Annotated in this window: 12 protein-coding genes and 1 pseudogene; 4 read left to right on the top strand and 9 right to left on the bottom strand. The window is 72.8% G+C overall.

The genetic code is table 11. From position 1 onward, the window contains the following. The first annotated feature begins 162 nt into the window (after nucleotides 1-162). From LCE31_RS22230 to LCE31_RS22220, 3 genes are read left to right on the top strand one after another with little or no spacing between them, the layout of a single operon-like run. Complete coding sequence (locus LCE31_RS22230; RefSeq protein ID WP_225016824.1) at nucleotides 163-1,419, top strand: ABC transporter substrate-binding protein; 1,257 nt, start codon at nucleotides 163-165, stop codon at nucleotides 1,417-1,419. Beyond that, complete coding sequence (locus LCE31_RS22225) at nucleotides 1,416-2,330, top strand: carbohydrate ABC transporter permease (RefSeq protein WP_225016823.1); 915 nt, start codon at nucleotides 1,416-1,418, stop codon at nucleotides 2,328-2,330. The genes LCE31_RS22230 and LCE31_RS22225 overlap by 4 nt, the downstream gene beginning before the upstream one ends. Before the next feature lie 5 nt (nucleotides 2,331-2,335). Beyond that, nucleotides 2,336-3,202, top strand: a complete 867-nt coding sequence (locus tag LCE31_RS22220; RefSeq protein WP_225016822.1) for a carbohydrate ABC transporter permease — start codon at nucleotides 2,336-2,338, stop codon at nucleotides 3,200-3,202. Between the two features lie 65 nt (nucleotides 3,203-3,267). Here the strand turns inward: LCE31_RS22220 and LCE31_RS22215 are convergent, their stop codons facing one another. From LCE31_RS22215 to LCE31_RS22190, 6 genes are all read right to left on the bottom strand, one after another. Next, nucleotides 3,268-3,702, bottom strand: coding sequence for an SgcJ/EcaC family oxidoreductase (locus tag LCE31_RS22215; protein WP_225016819.1), 435 nt, complete (start codon nucleotides 3,700-3,702; stop codon nucleotides 3,268-3,270). A gap of 110 nt (nucleotides 3,703-3,812) precedes the next feature. After that, the gene (locus tag LCE31_RS22210) at nucleotides 3,813-4,808 is read right to left on the bottom strand and encodes a helix-turn-helix domain-containing protein (protein ID WP_225016816.1); all 996 of its coding nucleotides are present in this window, start codon (nucleotides 4,806-4,808) and stop codon (nucleotides 3,813-3,815) included. A 21-nt stretch (nucleotides 4,809-4,829) separates the two neighbouring features. Beyond that, on the bottom strand, nucleotides 4,830-6,110 hold the full coding sequence (locus LCE31_RS22205) for a cation:proton antiporter (RefSeq protein ID WP_225016814.1): 1,281 nt from the start codon (nucleotides 6,108-6,110) through the stop codon (nucleotides 4,830-4,832). 134 nt (nucleotides 6,111-6,244) lie between these two features. After that, a complete protein-coding gene (locus LCE31_RS22200; protein ID WP_225016812.1) occupies nucleotides 6,245-7,684 on the bottom strand; it encodes a cytochrome P450 in 1,440 nt (479 codons plus the stop codon). After that, nucleotides 7,678-8,805 carry an alpha-hydroxy acid oxidase gene (locus LCE31_RS22195; protein ID WP_225016810.1) on the bottom strand — a complete coding sequence of 376 codons (1,128 nt, stop codon included), beginning with the start codon at nucleotides 8,803-8,805 and terminating at the stop codon, nucleotides 7,678-7,680. The genes LCE31_RS22200 and LCE31_RS22195 overlap by 7 nt, the downstream gene beginning before the upstream one ends. Nucleotides 8,806-8,811: 6 nt before the next feature. Next, the gene (locus tag LCE31_RS22190; RefSeq protein WP_225016808.1) at nucleotides 8,812-10,416 is read right to left on the bottom strand and encodes an NAD(P)-binding domain-containing protein; all 1,605 of its coding nucleotides are present in this window, start codon (nucleotides 10,414-10,416) and stop codon (nucleotides 8,812-8,814) included. Nucleotides 10,417-10,700: 284 nt separating this feature from the next. On the opposite strand from LCE31_RS22190, the gene LCE31_RS22185 reads away from it, so the two are divergent. Further along, nucleotides 10,701-12,383: a class I adenylate-forming enzyme family protein gene (locus LCE31_RS22185; RefSeq protein ID WP_225016805.1), complete on the top strand. Its 1,683-nt coding sequence runs from the start codon at nucleotides 10,701-10,703 to the stop codon at nucleotides 12,381-12,383. Between the two features lie 85 nt (nucleotides 12,384-12,468). On the opposite strand, the gene LCE31_RS22180 is transcribed toward LCE31_RS22185, so the two are convergent. The 3 genes and pseudogenes from LCE31_RS22180 to cobT form a co-directional block, all read right to left on the bottom strand. Then, nucleotides 12,469-13,299: a TrmH family RNA methyltransferase gene (locus tag LCE31_RS22180; protein WP_225016803.1), complete on the bottom strand. Its 831-nt coding sequence runs from the start codon at nucleotides 13,297-13,299 to the stop codon at nucleotides 12,469-12,471. Nucleotides 13,300-13,303: 4 nt separating this feature from the next. Next, a pseudogene (gene cobA / locus LCE31_RS22175) lies at nucleotides 13,304-14,687 on the bottom strand (uroporphyrinogen-III C-methyltransferase). Between the two features lie 468 nt (nucleotides 14,688-15,155). Beyond that, nucleotides 15,156-16,918, bottom strand: a 1,763-nt coding sequence (cobT, locus tag LCE31_RS22170) for a nicotinate-nucleotide--dimethylbenzimidazole phosphoribosyltransferase (protein WP_225016800.1), incomplete at its 5' end; no start/stop codon positions are given.

The raw sequence follows: 16,918 nt of genomic DNA, 5'->3' as shown, positions 1-16,918 counted from the left end.
CCCCCCCCCGCCCGCGGCCCCCCGCCCCCCCGCCCCGCGCCGCTCCCTCCGCGCTCGTAGAGGCGCCCTTGTCCGTATCGGCGTGCATGGTTGATCGTTGGGCCTCGGAGACCGACGAGGCCGACCAGCGATTCCCAGGGGACCGTCAGGGGGACCAGCAGCATGACCATCAGCCGCCGGACCGTGCTCGCCACCGCAGCCGCCATGGGACTGCTCACCGCTTGTGGAAGCAACACCGGCCGTGGGCAGGGGGGTTCGGGCGGCAGCGGTCCGGATCTCGCGCAGTGGTACCACCAGTACGGAGAGGCGGGTACGGAGCAGGCGGTCGAACGGTACGCCGCCGCCTACAAGAAGGCGCACGTCACCGTCCAGTGGCGGCCAGGGAACTACGACGAGCAGACGGCCGCCGCGCTCCTGACCGACTCCGGGCCCGACGTCTTCGAGGTCAACGGGCCGACGCTCGACCAGATCCAGGGCAAGCAAGTGCTCGACCTCACCGGCCTGTTCGAGGGGGTGAAGGACGACTTCAACCCCGCGGTGCTCGCGCCGAAGACACACGACGGCAGGATCTGGGCGATCCCGCAGGTCATCGACATGCAGATGCTCTACTACCGCAAGAGCCTGCTCGCCGACGCGGGGGTGCGGCCGCCGGCCACGCTCGACGAGCTCATCGACGCGGCAAAGGCCCTCACGACGAAGAAGACCAAGGGGCTCTTCCTCGGCAACGACGGCGGCGCGGGTGTGCTCGGCGGCACCCCGCTGTACGCGGCGGGCCTCGAACTCGTCACCCCGGGCGGCGAGGTGGGCTTCGACGACCCGGCCGCAGCGCGGGCGCTCGGCAAGATCCACCAGCTGTACGCCGGCAAGTCGCTGCTGCTGGGCGCGCCCGCCGACTGGTCCGACCCGTCCGCCTTCGTCCAGGGCCTGACCGCGATGCAGTGGTGCGGGCTGTGGGCGCTGCCGGTCGTGGAGAAGGCGCTCGGCGACGACTTCGGCGTCCTGCCGTTCCCCGCCGACGGCACGGGGGCGAAGCCGGCGGTGCCGGTCGGCGCGTACGGTGCGGCGGTCAGCGCCCGCAGCACACACCAGGAGGCCGCCAAGGACTTCCTGAAATGGCTGTGGATCGAACGGACGGACTACCAGGAGGACTTCGCGCTCTCCTACGGCTTCCACATCCCGGCCAGGCTCTCGCTGGCGCGGAAGGCCGCGAAGCTGCGCGAGGGTGCCGCGGCCGACGCCGTCCGGTACACCACGGACTACGGCTACGCCCAGCCCCTGCTGTGGACTCCCGCGAGCCAGACCGCCTACCAGGACGCTCTGAGCAACATCATCAAGGACGGCGCCGACCCGGACAGCGAGCTGCGGACCGTCGTACGGAAGGTGTCGGCCGAACTCGCCCGGGTCAGGCGGAAGTCGTGACGCGTCGCGTGCTGGGCAGTCAGAACCGCACGCTCTGGTTCTGGGTGTTCGTGGGCCCCTTCGCGCTCGGGCTCGGCGTCTTCACGTACATCCCGCTCGGCTGGAGTGTGTACCTCAGCTTCTTCGACGCCCACAACACGGTCACCCCGAGCGACTTCGTCGGCCTCGGCAACTACACGGCGATGCTGACCAACGACGCGTTCCTCAGGAGCCTGTGGACCTTCCTCGTCTTCTCGCTGTTCATCGTGCCCGCCACCTTCGCGCTGTCCCTGGCCCTCGCGCTGATGGTCAACCGGCTGCGCCGCGCACAGGCGTTCTTCCGGTCCGTCTTCTTCCTCCCGGCGGCGTGCTCGTATGTCGTCGCCGCGCTGATCTGGAAGATGTCCCTGTTCAACGGGGTGCGGTTCGGGCTCGCCAACACCGTGCTCGGCTGGTTCGGAGCCGGCCAGACCGCATGGCTCGGGGCCACCCATCCGCCCTGGTACTGGCTGGTCATCGTCACCGTCAGGCTGTGGCTCCAGGCCGGCTTCTACATGGTGCTCTTCCTCGCCGGGCTCCAGCGGGTTCCGCCGCAGCTGTACGAGGCGGCGGCGGTGGACGGCGCGCGTCCGGGCTGGCAGGTGCTGCGGCACATCACACTGCCCCAGCTGCGCACGACGTCCGTCGCGGTGGTCCTGCTGCTCGTCATCAACGCGTTCCAGGCGTTCGACGAGTTCTACAACCTGCTCTCGGACGCCCGCGGTTATCCGCCGTACGCGAGGCCCCCGCTCGTCTACCTGTACTACACGGCGCTCGGCCAGGGGCAGAACCTGGGCCTCGGCAGCGCGGGGGCCGTGATCCTCGCGCTGATCATCGGCGTGGTCACGGTGGGCCAGGCGCGCTGGTTCGGCCTCGGCAGGAAGGAGGACTGAACGACATGAGAGCCCCGAGGCACACCCGGCCTCCGCACGCGGACGCCCTCGTACGGGTGGGGCGCGCCCTGCGGATCGCGCTCCTGGCCGCCCTGGCGCTGCTCTTCCTGATCCCCTTCTACCTGCTCGTACGCAACGGGCTGGCCTCCGAGTCGGACATCACCTCGCCCGACTGGACGTTCTTCCCCTCAACCCTGCGCTGGTCGAACATCACCGAACTCTTCGGCGACCCCTCGGTCCCGTTCGCCCGCTCGCTGCTCAACTCGGCGCTGATCGCGGTCGCGACGACGCTGGGCACCCTGGTGCTCGCCTCACTCGCCGGGTACGGCCTCGCGCGCATCCCCTACCGGCACGCGGGCAAGGTGTTCTACGCGATCCTCGGCACCCTGATGGTCCCGGCGGCCGTCACGTTCGTGCCGAGCTTCGTCCTCGTCTCCTCGCTCGGCTGGGTCTCCACCCTGCGCGGGCTCATCGTCCCCACCCTCTTCTCGGCGTTCGCCTGCTTCATCTTCCGGCAGTACTTCACCGGATTCCCCGTCGAGCTGGAGGACGCGGCACGGGTGGACGGTCTCGGGTACTGGCGCACGTACTGGCGGATCGTGGTGCCCAACTCCCGGCCGGTGTTCGCGGCCGTGGGCACGATCGTCTTCATCGGCGCCTGGAACTCGTTCCTGTGGCCGCTGGTCATCGGCCAGGACCGCGGTGCCTGGACGGTGCAGGTGGCGCTGTCGTCGTTCACCACGTCCCAAGTCGTCCGGCTGCACGAGCTGTTCGTCGCGGCGGCCGTCTCGATCGTCCCGCTGCTGGTGGTGTTCCTGTTCTTCCAGCGGTGGATCGTCGCGGGCGTGGAACTCTCGGGGATCGACGACTGAGCCGACGTCAGGGATGTCCTGTCCCGGCCGGCCGCTGCCGTTCTGCGGGGACGGTCCGGTCCGCGTTACGCGGTCGCCTGTGCGTCCAGGGCCATGGCGGACTCCAGCGAGACCAGGCGCGCGTTCTGCAGCGTCGCGATCTCCCAGCGGCCGTCCTGCCGGACCATCGCGAAGAGCTGCAGGAAGTAACGGGACGGCGGGGGTTCCTCCTCGCCCGCCATCGTCATGCCGAAGCGGTGGTGTATCACGGCGAAGTCCGGTGCGACGAGCCGGACGAACTCCACCTGGCTCCGCACGAGCCGGGAGCCCTTCAGCACCGTGTCGAAGAGCGGCTGCTGGCATGCGATCACCGTGTCACGTCCTTTGTGGACGGTGCCCTCGAAATCGATGAGCTCGCCGTCCGGCGCGAAGTCCGCGGCGAAGGCGACCGCGTCACCGCGGTTCCACCCCTCGATCATTCGGGCAGGTACGGCACGCAGAGTGCCGAGCGACGGAGTCATCTTTCGGGGCCCTTTCCGGCTTTCGCGGTTCCGCTGCGCCGCTGTTCCGCTGCGTCGCGGTTCTGCGGTTTCACGGTTTCGCAGTTGCGCTGGTTCGCTGTTTCGTCTGTTCAGCCGCCATCCTCGCCGGGCCCGGCGCTGTGGTCATTGACGATCGGCGCACCGTCCTTGGACACGCGTGCCCCCGGGCTGTGTCCGTAGGTGGCCTTGAACAGCCGGCTGAAGTGCGCCGGGTCCGCGAACCCCCACGAGGCGGCCACCGCCGCGACCGTGGTGCCGCTCCGGGCCAGATCCGCGCGGCACCGCTCAAGGCGCCGTCGCCGGATCAGGGCCGCCACGGTCAGGGGCTGGTCCTGGAAGAGCTTGTGCAGCCTGCGCACCGACACATGGTGCGCCGCGGCCACCGTGGCCGGGGTGAGATCCCGGTCGGAGAGTCTCGCCTCGATGAAGCCGAGGACGCGCGTGCGCAGTACGTCGTCGTCGACCCGGCGGGTGTCGCCCAGGCGGGACGCCAGGGTGACCGCGATCAGTTCGATCACCGCCGCCGCCGACCGGTCGGCCTCGTGGGCGCAGAACCCGTCCAGGGTCCGCGTCATGTCCCGTACGAGCGAGGACACCAGGGCTCCGGGGCCCCGGTCGCCCCGGATGCCCACGCCGACCAGCCGAGCCGCGTCGTCCGCGCCGAGCCGCAGCAGGTGCCGCGGGATCGTCATGGTCACGTGGGTGATCGAGGAACTGGCGAAGCGCACCGGCCGTACCGGGTCGATGAGGACCAGGTCCCCGGGTCCCAGCACGGCGGTGCTGCCGCCCTGCTCGGCGCGTACCCGGCCTCGTACCACCACGTCGACCTGCCACAGCTCGCTGTCGCGAGCACGTGCGGAGCGGGCGTCGCGGAAGCACTCGCCCTCCGGGGTCACCAGCTCGGTCAGACGCAGGGGGCCGAGGTCGCGGCTCACCACGTCGGCTCGGAAGTCCTCGCCCATGTGCCGGTCGCGGCGCAGCGGCGGGAGGCCGCTGCGCTCGAGCGTCTCCAGAAAGTCCTCGGCGCCGCCCGTTCGTGCCCCGGCCCGGGGGACGCCGCTCAGCCGCGGCCCATCACCGTCCATCACGGCAGTGTTCCATCCGCTTCACGGCTGGCTCGCTCCGGTCCCGACGGCCGTGCGGACCGTCTCGGGCGGGGCGCCGCGCCGCCGGTCGAGACGGTCCCAGAGGGTCAGCAGCGGGCTCGCCATGACCGTGGTGATCAGGGCCACGAGTACCAGCACGGTGAACATGGCGGGTGTGGTGATGCCCGCGGACAGCCCGACGTTGATGGCGATGAGCTGCATCAGGCCGCGCGCGTTCATCAGGGTGGCCACCCGCAGCGCCACGCCTGACCGCTCCCCCGCGGCCCGGGCGGCGAGCCAGCACGCGCCGAACTTGCCGACGACGGCGAGGACCACGCAGCAGGCCCCGAAGAGGAGGACGGAGGGGTCGGAGAGCAGCCCGATGTCCGTGTTGAGGCCCGAGTAGGTGAAGAACAGCGGCAGGAACACGACACGGCCGACCGGTGAGATGGCCTCCACCGCCCGTGCCACCGGCGGTGTGCGGGGAAAGACCACGCCGAGGCTGAAGGCGCCGAACACCGCGTAGAGCCCGATCCGGTCCGTGTACCAGGCGGCGAGGAACAGCAGGAGGACCGTCGCGAGCAGCACCGTGTCCGGGGGCCTTTCCTCGGCGAGCCGTTCCGCGTGGCGCCGCGCTCTGGTCAACGCGACGAGAACGAGCACCAGGCCCGCCGACCCGCCGAGCGCCAGCAGGAAGGAGTGGGCGCTGCCGCCCGCGAGGCTGAGCACGCCGGCGAGCAGCACCCAGGCGACGGCGTCGTCGAGGGCGCCCGCGGCCAGTGAGAGGGAGCCGAACCGGCTGCCGGTGAGCCCGCGTTCCGTGATGATGCGGGCCAGCATGGGGAACGCGGTGATGGCCAGGGTGACCCCGACGAAGAGGGCGGACACGCTCAGCGGGACCCCGCGCGGGAAGAGGCCGCCGGTGTCTTTGAGCAGCAGGGTGAGGCCGGCTCCGAGGGCGAGGGGTACGGCGGTGCCCGCGGCGGAGACGGTGAGCGCGGGCCGCAGTACGGCCCTGATCCGGTCGGTGTGGAACGCGTGGCCCGCGAGGAACATGAAGACGACGAGCCCGACCTGCCCGACGACGTACAGCACGGGCCGGAGGTCGGCCGGGAAGAGCCACCGTTCGGCGCCGGGCGCGACATATCCGAGCACGGAGGGGCCGAGGACGACACCGGCGACCATCTCGCCGACCACGGGCGGCTGGCCGGCGAGCCGCAGCAGCCGGCCGACCGCCCGGCAGACGACGAGGATGACGACGACAGAGATGAAGAAGGCGGGACCGAGTTCTGTTGCGGACACGGCGGGTTGACCTTCCGCTCGGGCGAAGCGTTCCGGTGGGGGGTGTGGTACGCGCGTGAGCTGCCCGGACGCTGCCGCGTGGCGGTCGCGGAGCGGAGAGCGGCCCGGGCGGACCGGGTGGTGTGACGGGCGTCCTACGGGCGGCGGGCCGCCGCGTACGGGCACCGGCTCTCGGTGCCGTCCGGCACGTCCGGTGCGGTACGGGGGCGCCCCTGGGTGTCGTGTGTCTCGAAGTACGCGGCGGCCTGCCGTTTCCTGCGGGCGTCGAGCACCATCCAGGTGCCGAAGCCGAGTTGGAGGGTGCCGCGGCCCGCGTCCTCGAAGGCGTCCCGCAGCCGCAGCGCGGCCCGCGCGGCGAGTGCGGCACGGGGTGAGAGGGGGCGGTCCCGGGCGATGAGCAGGCACGGGGCACGGTGCGGGATGGACCTGGTGTGGGACACCCCCGACTCAAGGGTGTAGCGGCGCAGGACCTCCCGGGTGGCGGCCCGCATCAGCAGGGGCGAGAGCCGCCAGGCGGGGCAGGGCCGGTTGGCGGCGACGCCGAAGGGGATGTGGTGGGCGTCTTTGGGCGACAGGGTGTTCCAGCGGTCCGGGTCGAAGGCGCCGGGATCGGTGTGGCCGGTGGCGTGGTAGTCGGGGTAGCTGAAGCACAGGACGGAACCGGCGGGGATGGTGGTGCCGTCGCCCGGTTCGATGTCGCCGGTCGTGATCCGGTGCGCGACGCCGAAGAGGGGGTAGAGCCGGAAGGTCTCGTCCATGACGTTGGCGAGCAGCCGGTCGTCGTCCGGCGCCGCGGTCAGCCGTTCCCTGATGTCGCGGTGCTGGGCCAGTACGAGCAGCAGGTGGGCCATGGCCTCCGACATCTGCACCACGGCGGTGTTGAAGAAGGTGCCCTGGAGGTAGTACACGCGGTCCCGCTCAGAGAGCAGGGCGGGCAGCTCGTGCGGTACGTCGCCGGCGGCGACCCGCTGCCGCAGGTAGCGGGTGAGCCGGGCCCTGCGCCGCATGTGCCGCGGCCGGGTGCACTTGAGGGCGTCGACGACGTCCCGCGCGTTGTCGGTGATGAGGCGCCGCGCCTCGGGCGGGCAGGGCTCCTCGAACACCAGCGTGTAGAAGAACTCCGCCCACACCGGCATCATCACATCCCGCAGCCGCACCAGTGTGACGCGGCCCCGGGCCGCTTCCGCGAGGACCCTGGCGGTGCACCGGGTGGCGGCGTCGTACAGCTCGGCGGAGGGCCCGGCGAGGATCTCCCGGGTGGTACGGGCGACCTGGTCGTAGCGTTCGCCCGCCTCCAGGTGCTCCTGGTGGACGTCGGCTCCGGGAGAGAGCCAGTACCAGAAGAGGTCCGAGAGCGCGGCGCCCTTGCTGCGCCCGCCCGCGGCGGGGTGGCCGTAGATCCGCTGGAAGCTGTCGGGGCCCACGGTCTCGTTGGGGAAGGTGAGGGCGTCGTCGCCGTTGACCGCGGCGAACACCTTCATCCGCAGTGCGACCACGGACCGCGGCAGCCACAGCGGCGCGCTCAGCGTGAGGGCGCCCGCCAGCGAGGCGAGCGCTGTCTTCCTGGTCACCATGGTGTGGCTCCTCCTGGTCCGCCGCGGACGGGGCCGCGCGGTACGACCTGGTCGCGGGCGAGGCCGGCGGGGGTCGCGGCGCCGCACAGCGCGAGCGCCCGGTCGAACTCGTCCCGCAGGGTTTCGAGTACGGCGCGCACGCCCTCCTCGCCGCCGGTGGCGAGGCCCCACAGCACCGGCCGGCCGACGCCGACCGCCGTGGCGCCGAGGGCGAGGGCCATGGCGGCGTCGTCGCCGCGCCGCACCCCGCCGTCGAGCAGGACCGGGACGCGGCCCCCGACGGCGGCGGCGACCGCGGGCAGCGCGTCGAGCGCGGCGGGCGCGGCGTCGAGCTGCCGTCCGCCGTGGTTGGACACGAGGACCGCGTCGACGCCCTCCGCCACGGCCAGCCGCGCGTCCTCGGGGTGCAGGACGCCCTTCAGTACGACGGGCAGCGTGGTGGCCTCGCGCAGGCGCGCCAGGTCGTCCCACGACAGCGCCGGGGACATGGCGATGGGACGGACGGCGCCGGGCGGGCCGCCCGGCAGACCGCGCATGTTCTCCGCGGCGAAGCCGTCCGGCAGGTCGGTGAAGCCGTTGCGCAGATCGCGGGTGCGGTGGCCGAAGACGGGAGAGTCCGCGGTGACCACGAGCGCCGAGCATCCCGCGCGCTCCGCGCGGCGCACCAGCTCCACGGTGACGTCGTGCTCCGGCTGGAGGTAGAGCTGGAACCACACGGCGGCGTCCGCGGCTGTCTTCCTCGCCGCCGCCGCGACCTCACCGACCGGCACCGTCGCGGCGACACCGGTGACGAGGACGGTGCCGACGGCGGCGGTGGCGCGCGCGGTGGCGAGCTCTCCGTCGGGGTGGGCGAGCCGGTGGAACGCGGTCGGCGCGACGAGGACAGGGAACGCGGCGCGATCGCCCAGCAGCGTCACCGAGGTGTCCCGCGCCACGGCGCCGCGCAGCACCCGCGGGAGCAGCGCCAGCCGGTCGAAGGCGCGCTCATTGTCGGCGAGTGCCCGCTCCTCGCCCGCACCTCCCGCGTAGAAGTCGTAGTACGGGCCCGGGAGTTGGGCGCGGGCGCGGTCGTGGCGCCGGGTCGGCGGGGTGTCGTCGGGCCCTTCCCGCAGCGGGGACACGGCCTCTCACCCCGCGCTGTTAACGGTCTGACCCGCGGTCAGGCGTGCCTGGAGGAACGTACGCAGCGGGGCCCGGTGGACGGCCTCGCGATCCCATTCGTTCTCCAGGTTCTCCGTGAGGTGGTGCTCGCCGGCCGGCTCAGTGCTCCCGGTGACGAAGTGGCGTACCACGGGGTGCAGATAGCGCCCGTCGAGCCCGGTGGTGTCCTCTTGTCCCGGCCGCCGCACGGAGACGTCGAAGGGATTGATGACATCGTGGTCCGCGCCGTACTCCAGGGTGACGGTGAAGTACGCGGCGACGTCCTCGAACGTCGTTCCGGCGGCGACGGCGGAGTGCAGGTGCCGCACCGGCACCTCCTCGCAGTAGCGCACAGCGCCGTCGGTGCCGATCAGCACCGCGTCGCCGAGGAAACCGAACTGCTGCCACAGTGCCGAGCTGCGGTTCACCCGCTCGATGACGGCCTCGGAGACGGCGCCCGCGGTCGCCTGCAGGTCCCGGGCGGGCCAGGGCAGGCCGTGGTAGCGGCGCTCCAGAATATGGTGCAATGCGCGCACCCCGTAGCGGAAGCCGTGGATGAACCCGCTGGTCGATTTCTTGAAGTCGCGGACCTGCGTGAGGGTCCCCGCGAAGTACATGTCCGGTATGTTCACAGATTCCCAGGCATCGGTCTGGGCCGGAAAACGGTTTTTTATGGTGAGTTCCGGTCTGCATTCCTCGGAGAAGATGGAGGCGTCGAAGCGGAAGCCGGTGGCCAGGATGACACGGTCGTAAGGGATGTCCTTCACGACTTCCTCGACCCGGTCGAAGGAGATGCTCACCACATACTTTTCCCCTTCTTTGCGTATGCGCTGCACGGTCCCTTCGAGCAGAGCGTTCTGCGATTTCAGCTGGTAGGTGTCGAGAAAGTTGTTGTTGACCGCCCGCAGATGTCCCACGAAATGCGTCTGCCAGGCCAGCCGCAATGATCCCGGCCCCACCAGGTGGATGACCGCCGCGTTCTCGATCAGGTTGTCGGCGGTCTCGAACGCCGAGTTGCCCCGCCCGATGACCAGGACCCGCTGGTCCGTGAAGTCCCGCGGGTCCACCGAGACGTCCGTGTAGCGCTCGGCGGTCTCGACGCCCTCGATGTCCGGCACGTGCGCCTTCGTCACACCGGTGGCGACGATGAGCCGCTTGCCCCGGAACTCGTTCCCGTGCTGGTCACGGACGACGAAGGGGCCACTGGGCGCCGGGCGGGAGATGCGCTCGGCACGGGTCCCGTAGCGGATGCGCAGGCCGTGCGTCCGGGCGAAGTCGGCCAGGTAGCGGACGAGGACGTCGGCCGGCGGGAAGTAGCGCGGCGTGTAGCCGGTGAACAGCGGCCCCTCGTCCGCGAGGAGCGAGTTCCAGTCGTTCCGCAGTCTGAGTTCCGGATCGGTCCAGCCGGTGTGCACCTTGTTGCTCGATATGAGGGTCCGATGCCTGGGGTATTTCGTGAAGAAGGTTCCCGGCGCGTCACCGCTCTCCAGGATGAGATAGGAACGTCCGCTTTTCTCCAGGAAATACCCTGCTTGCAGCCCTGCGGGTCCCGCGCCGAGGATGAGGTAATCGACCTGCACTTCGTCGGACATGGCGTCTCCCGTCCCTGTGAGGGATGACCACGGTACTTTATGTTTCAAGCACAGCGCCCCACTCGTTTTTGTGATATAGATCACATGAATTTTACGCGCCCGGCATTGAACAATGGAAATGCTCACCGCGCATCAAGCCGCACCCGCGGCAAGCCCTCGGGAGACCTGTGCCCACCGCCGCTCCGGGGCAACGGGAGCGCGAGCGGGACCCGCATCCGCCCGCGCAATTCCGGACCGGCTGATTCTCACCCTTTCGCGCCCTGCCGAGTGGAGACGAGGACGAAGTGGAAAACTCGACCGAACCGGCGTTCCCGCAATCCGTCATCGACGCCTTCCGCGCCGCCCCCGCCGAGCCGGCGTTCGAGTACCGCTCCGGCATCGTGACGCGCGGCGAGATCATGGATCTGACCGGCCGGTTCGCGGCCGGGCTGGCCGCCGCGGGACTCGGTCCCGGCAGTACGGTCGCGCTCGCCACCGAAGTCACACCCGAGGCGTTCGCGGCGCAGCTCGCGGCGTACGTCCTGGGCTGCCGCGTCATCGGCCTGCGCCCGGGGCTCACCCCCGGTCATCTGAGGCTGGTGCTCGACGGCGGCCACGCGACGGCGAACGACGGCGCGGCGGACGACGATGCGGCAGCCGGGGGAACCAGCGCGAGCAGAGCGGCCGGGCCGACCGGGGCGACTGGAGGAACCAGCGGGCCCGTCGCGGACGTCGGGGCCGACGGTGTCGCGGGCGGCGGGCCCCGCGGCGTCGACGCCGTACTGACCGACCACGCGCACGACCGGCCCGGGCTCGTCGCGGCGGCGGCAGGCCGCCCGTTGCTCGAACTCGGGCCCGACCTGCTCGACCGCCACCGCGAACCCGCCGTCCTGACACCGCGCGGGGCCCGCGACGCCGTGGCCGTCATCCACCTGACCAGCGGCAGCACCGGCCGTCCCAAGGGCTGCGAAGTGACCTACGGCGCCCTCTCGGCGCACTGGTCCTGGGCACCCTCCCGGTGGACGGCCAGGACCCGCGAACTCGCCGCCGGCTACGGCCGCTACCTGCTGTTCGGCACCCTCACGAGCGCCGTCGTCTTCGAGCACCTGGGCCTGTGCCTGCTCGGCGGCGGCACCGCCGTGATCCCGGACCCGGCGCCGCGCTTCCCCGATGTCTTCCAGGAGTACCGCGTCACCGCCTGTCTGATGACGGTGGCCCGGCTCCACCAGATGCTGGACACCCTGAGGACCCGGCCGGTGGACACCAGCAGCCTGCGCGTCCTGCTCGTCGCGGGCTCCCCCCTGCCACCGCACCGGCTCGCCGAAGCCGCCGCACTCGTGGGACCCGCCGTCCACCAGGGCTACGGCCAGACCGAGACGGGCATGCTGACGCTGCTGACCCCGGACGAACTGCGCGGCGGTGACGCGCCGTTCGACTCCGTGGGCCGTGTCCTCGACACGGTCGAGGCGACCGTGCGCGACGAGAGGGGCGACACCGTGCCGACGGGCGCCACGGGCGAGGTGTGGGTGCGTACGCCGGGCGCCTTCCGGGGCTACTGGAACGATCCGGCGGAGACCCGCGAGGTCCTGCGCGACGGCTGGATACGCACCCGCGACCTCGGCAGCATCGACGCGGCGGGCCTGGTGCGGCTGACCGGCAGGGCGCGCGACGTGGTCATCGTCAACGCCATCGTCCACTACGCGGGCGGCATGGAACGCGTTCTGGCCACCCATCCCGACGTGGACCAGGCGTACATCGTCGGCGTACCCGACGAGCGGACCGGCGAGGCGGTGCACGCCTTCGTGGTCCCCCGCTCGGGCCGGGCGCCCGACCCGCGGGAGCTGACGGCGCTCCTGGTGCGCGACCTCGGCGAGTCGTCCGCCCCCGCGTCGGTCACCTTCATCGACGCGCCGCCGCTGACATCCAGCGGCAAGCCGGACAAGCAGGCGCTGCGGGACCGCGTTCCGGCCCGGGCGCCGGCCCGTTGACCCCGCCGGCAGCGGCCCAGTGGATGCGTCCAGGTGTGCTCCCGCGTCCGGGTGTGCCCCGGCCCCCGGCCGTGACGCACCTGTCCTACGACGTCGTGCGCGGCGTCGTCACGGAACTCCGGGTGGCGTAGAAGGCCACGGCCGAGGCGGCGGCGACATTGAGGGAGTCGACGCCCGCGTCCATCGGGATGGTGACGTGCGCGTCGGCCGCCTCCAGGGTCGCGGGGGCGAGGCCCGCGCCCTCCGTGCCGAAGACCAGGGCCAGTTGCCGCTCGTCCCGCGCGGCGAGTTCGTCGAGCGGGACGGCGCGGTCGCTGAGGCAGAGCGCGGCCACCGTGAAGCCGGCGGCGCGCAGGTCCGCCAGATCGCCGGGCCAGGCGGCGGCCCGGGTCCACGGCACCTGGAGGACGGCCCCCATCGAGACCTTCACGGCCCGGCGGTAGAGGGGGTCCGCACAGCGCGGTGTGAGGAGCACCGCGTCGATGCCGAGCGCCGCGGCGTTGCGGAAGGCGGCACCGATGTTGGCGTGGTCCACGATGTCCTCGAACACCGCCACGCGCCGTGCGCCGGTGAGGAGTTCGCCCGCCTCGGGGAGCGGCTTGCGGGCCATGGAGGCGAGGGCGCCGCGGTGGACGTGGTAGCCGGTGACCCGCTCGGCCAGCGCGGGGTCCACCAGGTACACCGGCGCGGTGGCCGCGTCGATGACGTCGCGCAGGGGGCCGAGCCATTTGGCGGAGAGCAGCATCGAGCGCATGGCGTAACCGGCGCCCACGGCCCGGCGGACGACCTTCTCGCCCTCCGCGATGAACAGGCCCTCCGCGGGTTCGCGGCGGCGCCGCAGCTCCACGTCGGTGAGGCCGGTGTAGTCGTGCAGACGCGGGTCGTCCGGGTCGTCGAGGACGATGGGTTCCGCCACCGGATCAGCCGTTTCCCAGCGCGACCACGTCGCCGATCACGATCACCGCGGGCGGCCGTACGGCTTCGGCCTTCGCGGTCTCCCCCACGGTGGCGAGGGTGGCGTCGACGCGGCGCTGGGCCGCGGTCGTGCCCTCCTGGACGAGCGCCACCGGGGTGGCGGGGTCCTTGCCGTGGCCGATGAGGGCCGCCGCGATCGCGCCGATCTTGTCGACGCCCATGAGGACGACGAGCGTGCCGGTGAGCCGGGCCAGCGCCGCCCAGTCCACGAGGGAGCGCGCGTCGTCGGGTGCCACGTGGCCGCTGACGACGGTGAACTCGTGGGCCACGCCCCGGTGGGTGACCGGGATGCCGGCGGCGCCCGGCACGCTGATGGTGCTGGAGATGCCCGGCACGACCGTGCAGGCGATCCCCGCCTCCGCGAGCGCCTGCGCCTCCTCCATGCCCCGGCCGAAGACGAACGGGTCGCCGCCCTTCAGCCGTACGACGTTCCTGCCCGCCCTCGCGTGCTCCACGAGCGCCGCGTTGATGGCCTCCTGCGCCATGGCGCGGCCGTACGGGATCTTCGCCGCGTCGACGACCTCGACGTGCGGCGGGAGTTCGTCCAGGAGGTCGCGGGGGCCGAGCCGGTCGGCGATGACGACGTCGGCCGCGGCGAGCAGGCGCCGCCCGCGCACGGTGATGAGGTCGGGGTCGCCGGGGCCCCCGCCGACGAGCGCGACGGGCCCGGGGGCCGCGCCCTCGTCCCTGGTGCGGGCGGGGGCCGCCTCGATCGTGCCCTCGCGGAGCCCTTCGAGGACGGCGTCCCGCACGGCTGCCGAGCGGCGCGGGTCGCGGTGGCGGGCGTCGTGTCCCCGGGGGGGGGGGGGGGGGGGGGGGGGCGCCCCCCGCGGGGGGGGGGGGGGGGGGGGGGGGGGGGCGGCGGGGGGGGCGCCGGGGCGGGCCGGCGCCGCCCCCCCCCCCCCCGCGGCCGGTGGCGGGCGTCCACGCGGTGGCCGCCTCGGCATCGTCGCTGCGCACGCACCAGGTGCGGGTGCGCTCGGCCTCCCGGGAGGCGGCGGCGTTGGCGGCCGGGTCGCTGGAGGCGACGAGCGCGTACCAGGCGTCCGCGAGGTCGCCCTCCGCGTAGCGGCGGCGCTCCCAGCGCAGCTCGCCCGCGGTGGCCATGGCCTCGACCGACGGCGTCGCGGACGGCGAGACGAGCACGATGTCGGCGCCCGCGGCGATCAGCGCGGGCAGGCGGCGCTGCGCGACCTGGCCGCCGCCGATGACGACGACGCGGCGGCCGGAGAGCCTGAGGCCGACCGGATAGGCGGGATGCCGGGCGGCGTGCGGGCCGGCCGGCCCGGTCCCCTGCTGTCGTGCGGCGGCGTCGTGCGGCTCGGCCATGGTGCGTGCGGCTCCTCGGGCGGAATCTTCTGGCGGCGGCTGCGCCGGCTGAGCGGCTGGTGGGAAGGCGTGTCGGGAAGGGCGTGGTGCGACCACTTTACGGGGCGGGGCCGCGCGGGTGACCGGGAGCGCGGATGCGGGCCGGCCCGCGGCGGGCCCCGCGCGGGGAGCGGGTGCGGGCCCCGCCCGCACCGGGACCTTGCGCGACGCCCGCACCTGCCCGGTCGTCCCGGACCTGTCCCTCCGCATGCGGCGGCTGCGGGCCCGCCCGCAACCGGACCCCGCACGGCGGTACGGACCGTTCGCCGTGGCGCGCCCCCGGAGCGGCGGTACGGACCGTTCGCCCGGTGCGCACCCGGAGCGACGGGGCGGCGAGGCCGGGCAGCCACGGGCCGCGCGGCACCGGAGCCAGAGGCCAACGGGTCTGCGCGGCACCGGGGAGCCGGACGGGCCCGTGGCCCCGCGGCGCTACTTCTCGGTGACCCCGGCCGAGTCGAACGTCGCCACCTCATGCATCGCGCGTGCGGCGCTCTGCACCAGTGGCAGCGCGAGCAGCGCGCCCGTACCCTCGCCGAGGCGCAGGTCCAGGTCGACCAGCGGGCGCAGGCCCAGTTTCGTCAGGGCCGCCATATGACCCGGCTCCGCACTGCGGTGACCCGCGATGCACGCCGCGAGCGCCTCGGGGGCGATCGCGCGGGCCACCAGGGCGGCGGCCCCCGCGCTGACCCCGTCGAGGATCACAGGCGTACGCAGAGAGGCACCGCCCAGCAGGAAGCCGACCAGGGCGGCGTGTTCGAGGCCGCCGAGCGACGCGAGGACTCCGATGGGGTCCGCCGGGTCGGGGCGGTGCAGGTCCAGGGCACGCCGCACCACGTCCACCTTGCGGACGTGGGTCTCGTCGTTGATGCCGGTGCCCCGGCCGGTGACCTCCGCGGGGTCCATGCCCGTGTAGACGGAGATGAGCGCCGCGGACACCGTGGTGTTCGCGATCCCCATCTCACCGGTCAGGAGCGCCTTGTTGCCCGCGGTGACCAGGTCGCGCGCGGTCTCGATACCGACCTCGATCGCCGCGACGGCCTCCTCGCGGGTCATCGCGGGACCCGTCGTGAAGTCGGCGGTGCCGGGACGTACCTTGCGCGGCAGCAGACCGGACGTGGCGGGGAGTTCGGACGCGACGCCGACGTCGACGACGCAGACCTCGGCGCCCACCTGGGCCGCGAACGCGTTGCACACCGCGCCGCCGCCGAGGAAGTTCGCCACCATCTGTCCTGTGACCTCCTGCGGCCACGGGGTGACGCCCTGCGCGTGGACCCCGTGGTCGCCGGCGAAGACCGCCACGGCCGCGGGCTCGGGGATCGGCGGCGGGCTCATCCGGGACAGCCCGCTGAGCTGGGCGGAGATGATCTCCAGCACTCCGAGCGCGCCGGCCGGCTTGGTCATCCGCTTCTGGCGCTCCCACGCCTCGCCGAGTGCCTTGGCGTCGAGCGGCCTGATGCCCGCGACCGTCTCCGCCAGCAGGTCGTGCTCCTCGGCGCCGGGCAGCACGCGCCTGCCGTACGTCTCCTCGTGGACGACCCACGCGAGCGGGCGCCGCTTGGACCAGCCGGCCTGCATCAGCTCGGGGTCCTCGGGGAACGCGTCGACGTAGCCGACGCACAGGTACGCCACGACCTCCAGGTGGTCGGGCAGGCCGAGCGCGCGGACCATCTCGCGCTCGTCGAAGAAGCTGACCCAGCCGACCCCGAGGCCCTCGGCGCGCGCGGCGAGCCACAGGTTCTCCACGGCGAGCGCCGACGAGTAGGGCGCCATCTGCGGCTGGGTGTGCCGGCCGAGGGTGTGCCGGCCGCCGCGGGTCGGATCGGCGGTGACGACGATGTTCACCGGGGTGTCGAGGATCGCCTCGATCTTGAGTTCCTTGAACTGCTTCGAGCGGCCCTTCGGCAGCGACTTGGCGTACGCGTCACGCTGGCGCTGGGCCAGTTCGTGCATCGCACGCCGGGTCTCCTCGGAGCGGATGACGACGAAGTCCCAGGGCTGCGAGTGGCCGACGCTGGGCGCGGTGTGGGCCGCCTCCAGGACGCGCAGCAGCACGTCGTGCGGCACGGGGTCGGAGCGGAAGCCGTTGCGGATGTCGCGGCGTTCGCGCATCACCCGCAGCACGGTGTCGCGTTCGGCCTCGTCGTAGCCGGAAGCGGCGGGCGGAGTCCGGGGGGTCTGGGGTGTCTCGGGGG

The organism is Streptomyces sp. 8L (assembly GCF_020176795.1).
GTDB lineage: Bacteria > Actinomycetota > Actinomycetes > Streptomycetales > Streptomycetaceae > Streptomyces.
This window is presented reverse-complemented; position numbering and strand designations above follow the sequence as displayed.

Bases quoted from the DNA above. Each gene is read 5' to 3' on its own strand.
- LCE31_RS22230 (WP_225016824.1), top strand. From the start codon at position 163: ATGACCATCAGCCGCCGGACCGTGCTCGCCACCGCAGCCGCCATGGGA.
- LCE31_RS22220 (WP_225016822.1), top strand. From the start codon at position 2,336: ATGAGAGCCCCGAGGCACACCCGGCCTCCGCACGCGGACGCCCTCGTA.
- LCE31_RS22215 (WP_225016819.1), bottom strand. From the start codon at position 3,702: ATGACTCCGTCGCTCGGCACTCTGCGTGCCGTACCTGCCCGAATGATC.
- LCE31_RS22210 (WP_225016816.1), bottom strand. From the start codon at position 4,808: ATGGACGGTGATGGGCCGCGGCTGAGCGGCGTCCCCCGGGCCGGGGCA.
- LCE31_RS22200 (WP_225016812.1), bottom strand. From the start codon at position 7,684: ATGGTGACCAGGAAGACAGCGCTCGCCTCGCTGGCGGGCGCCCTCACG.
- LCE31_RS22190 (WP_225016808.1), bottom strand. From the start codon at position 10,416: ATGTCCGACGAAGTGCAGGTCGATTACCTCATCCTCGGCGCGGGACCC.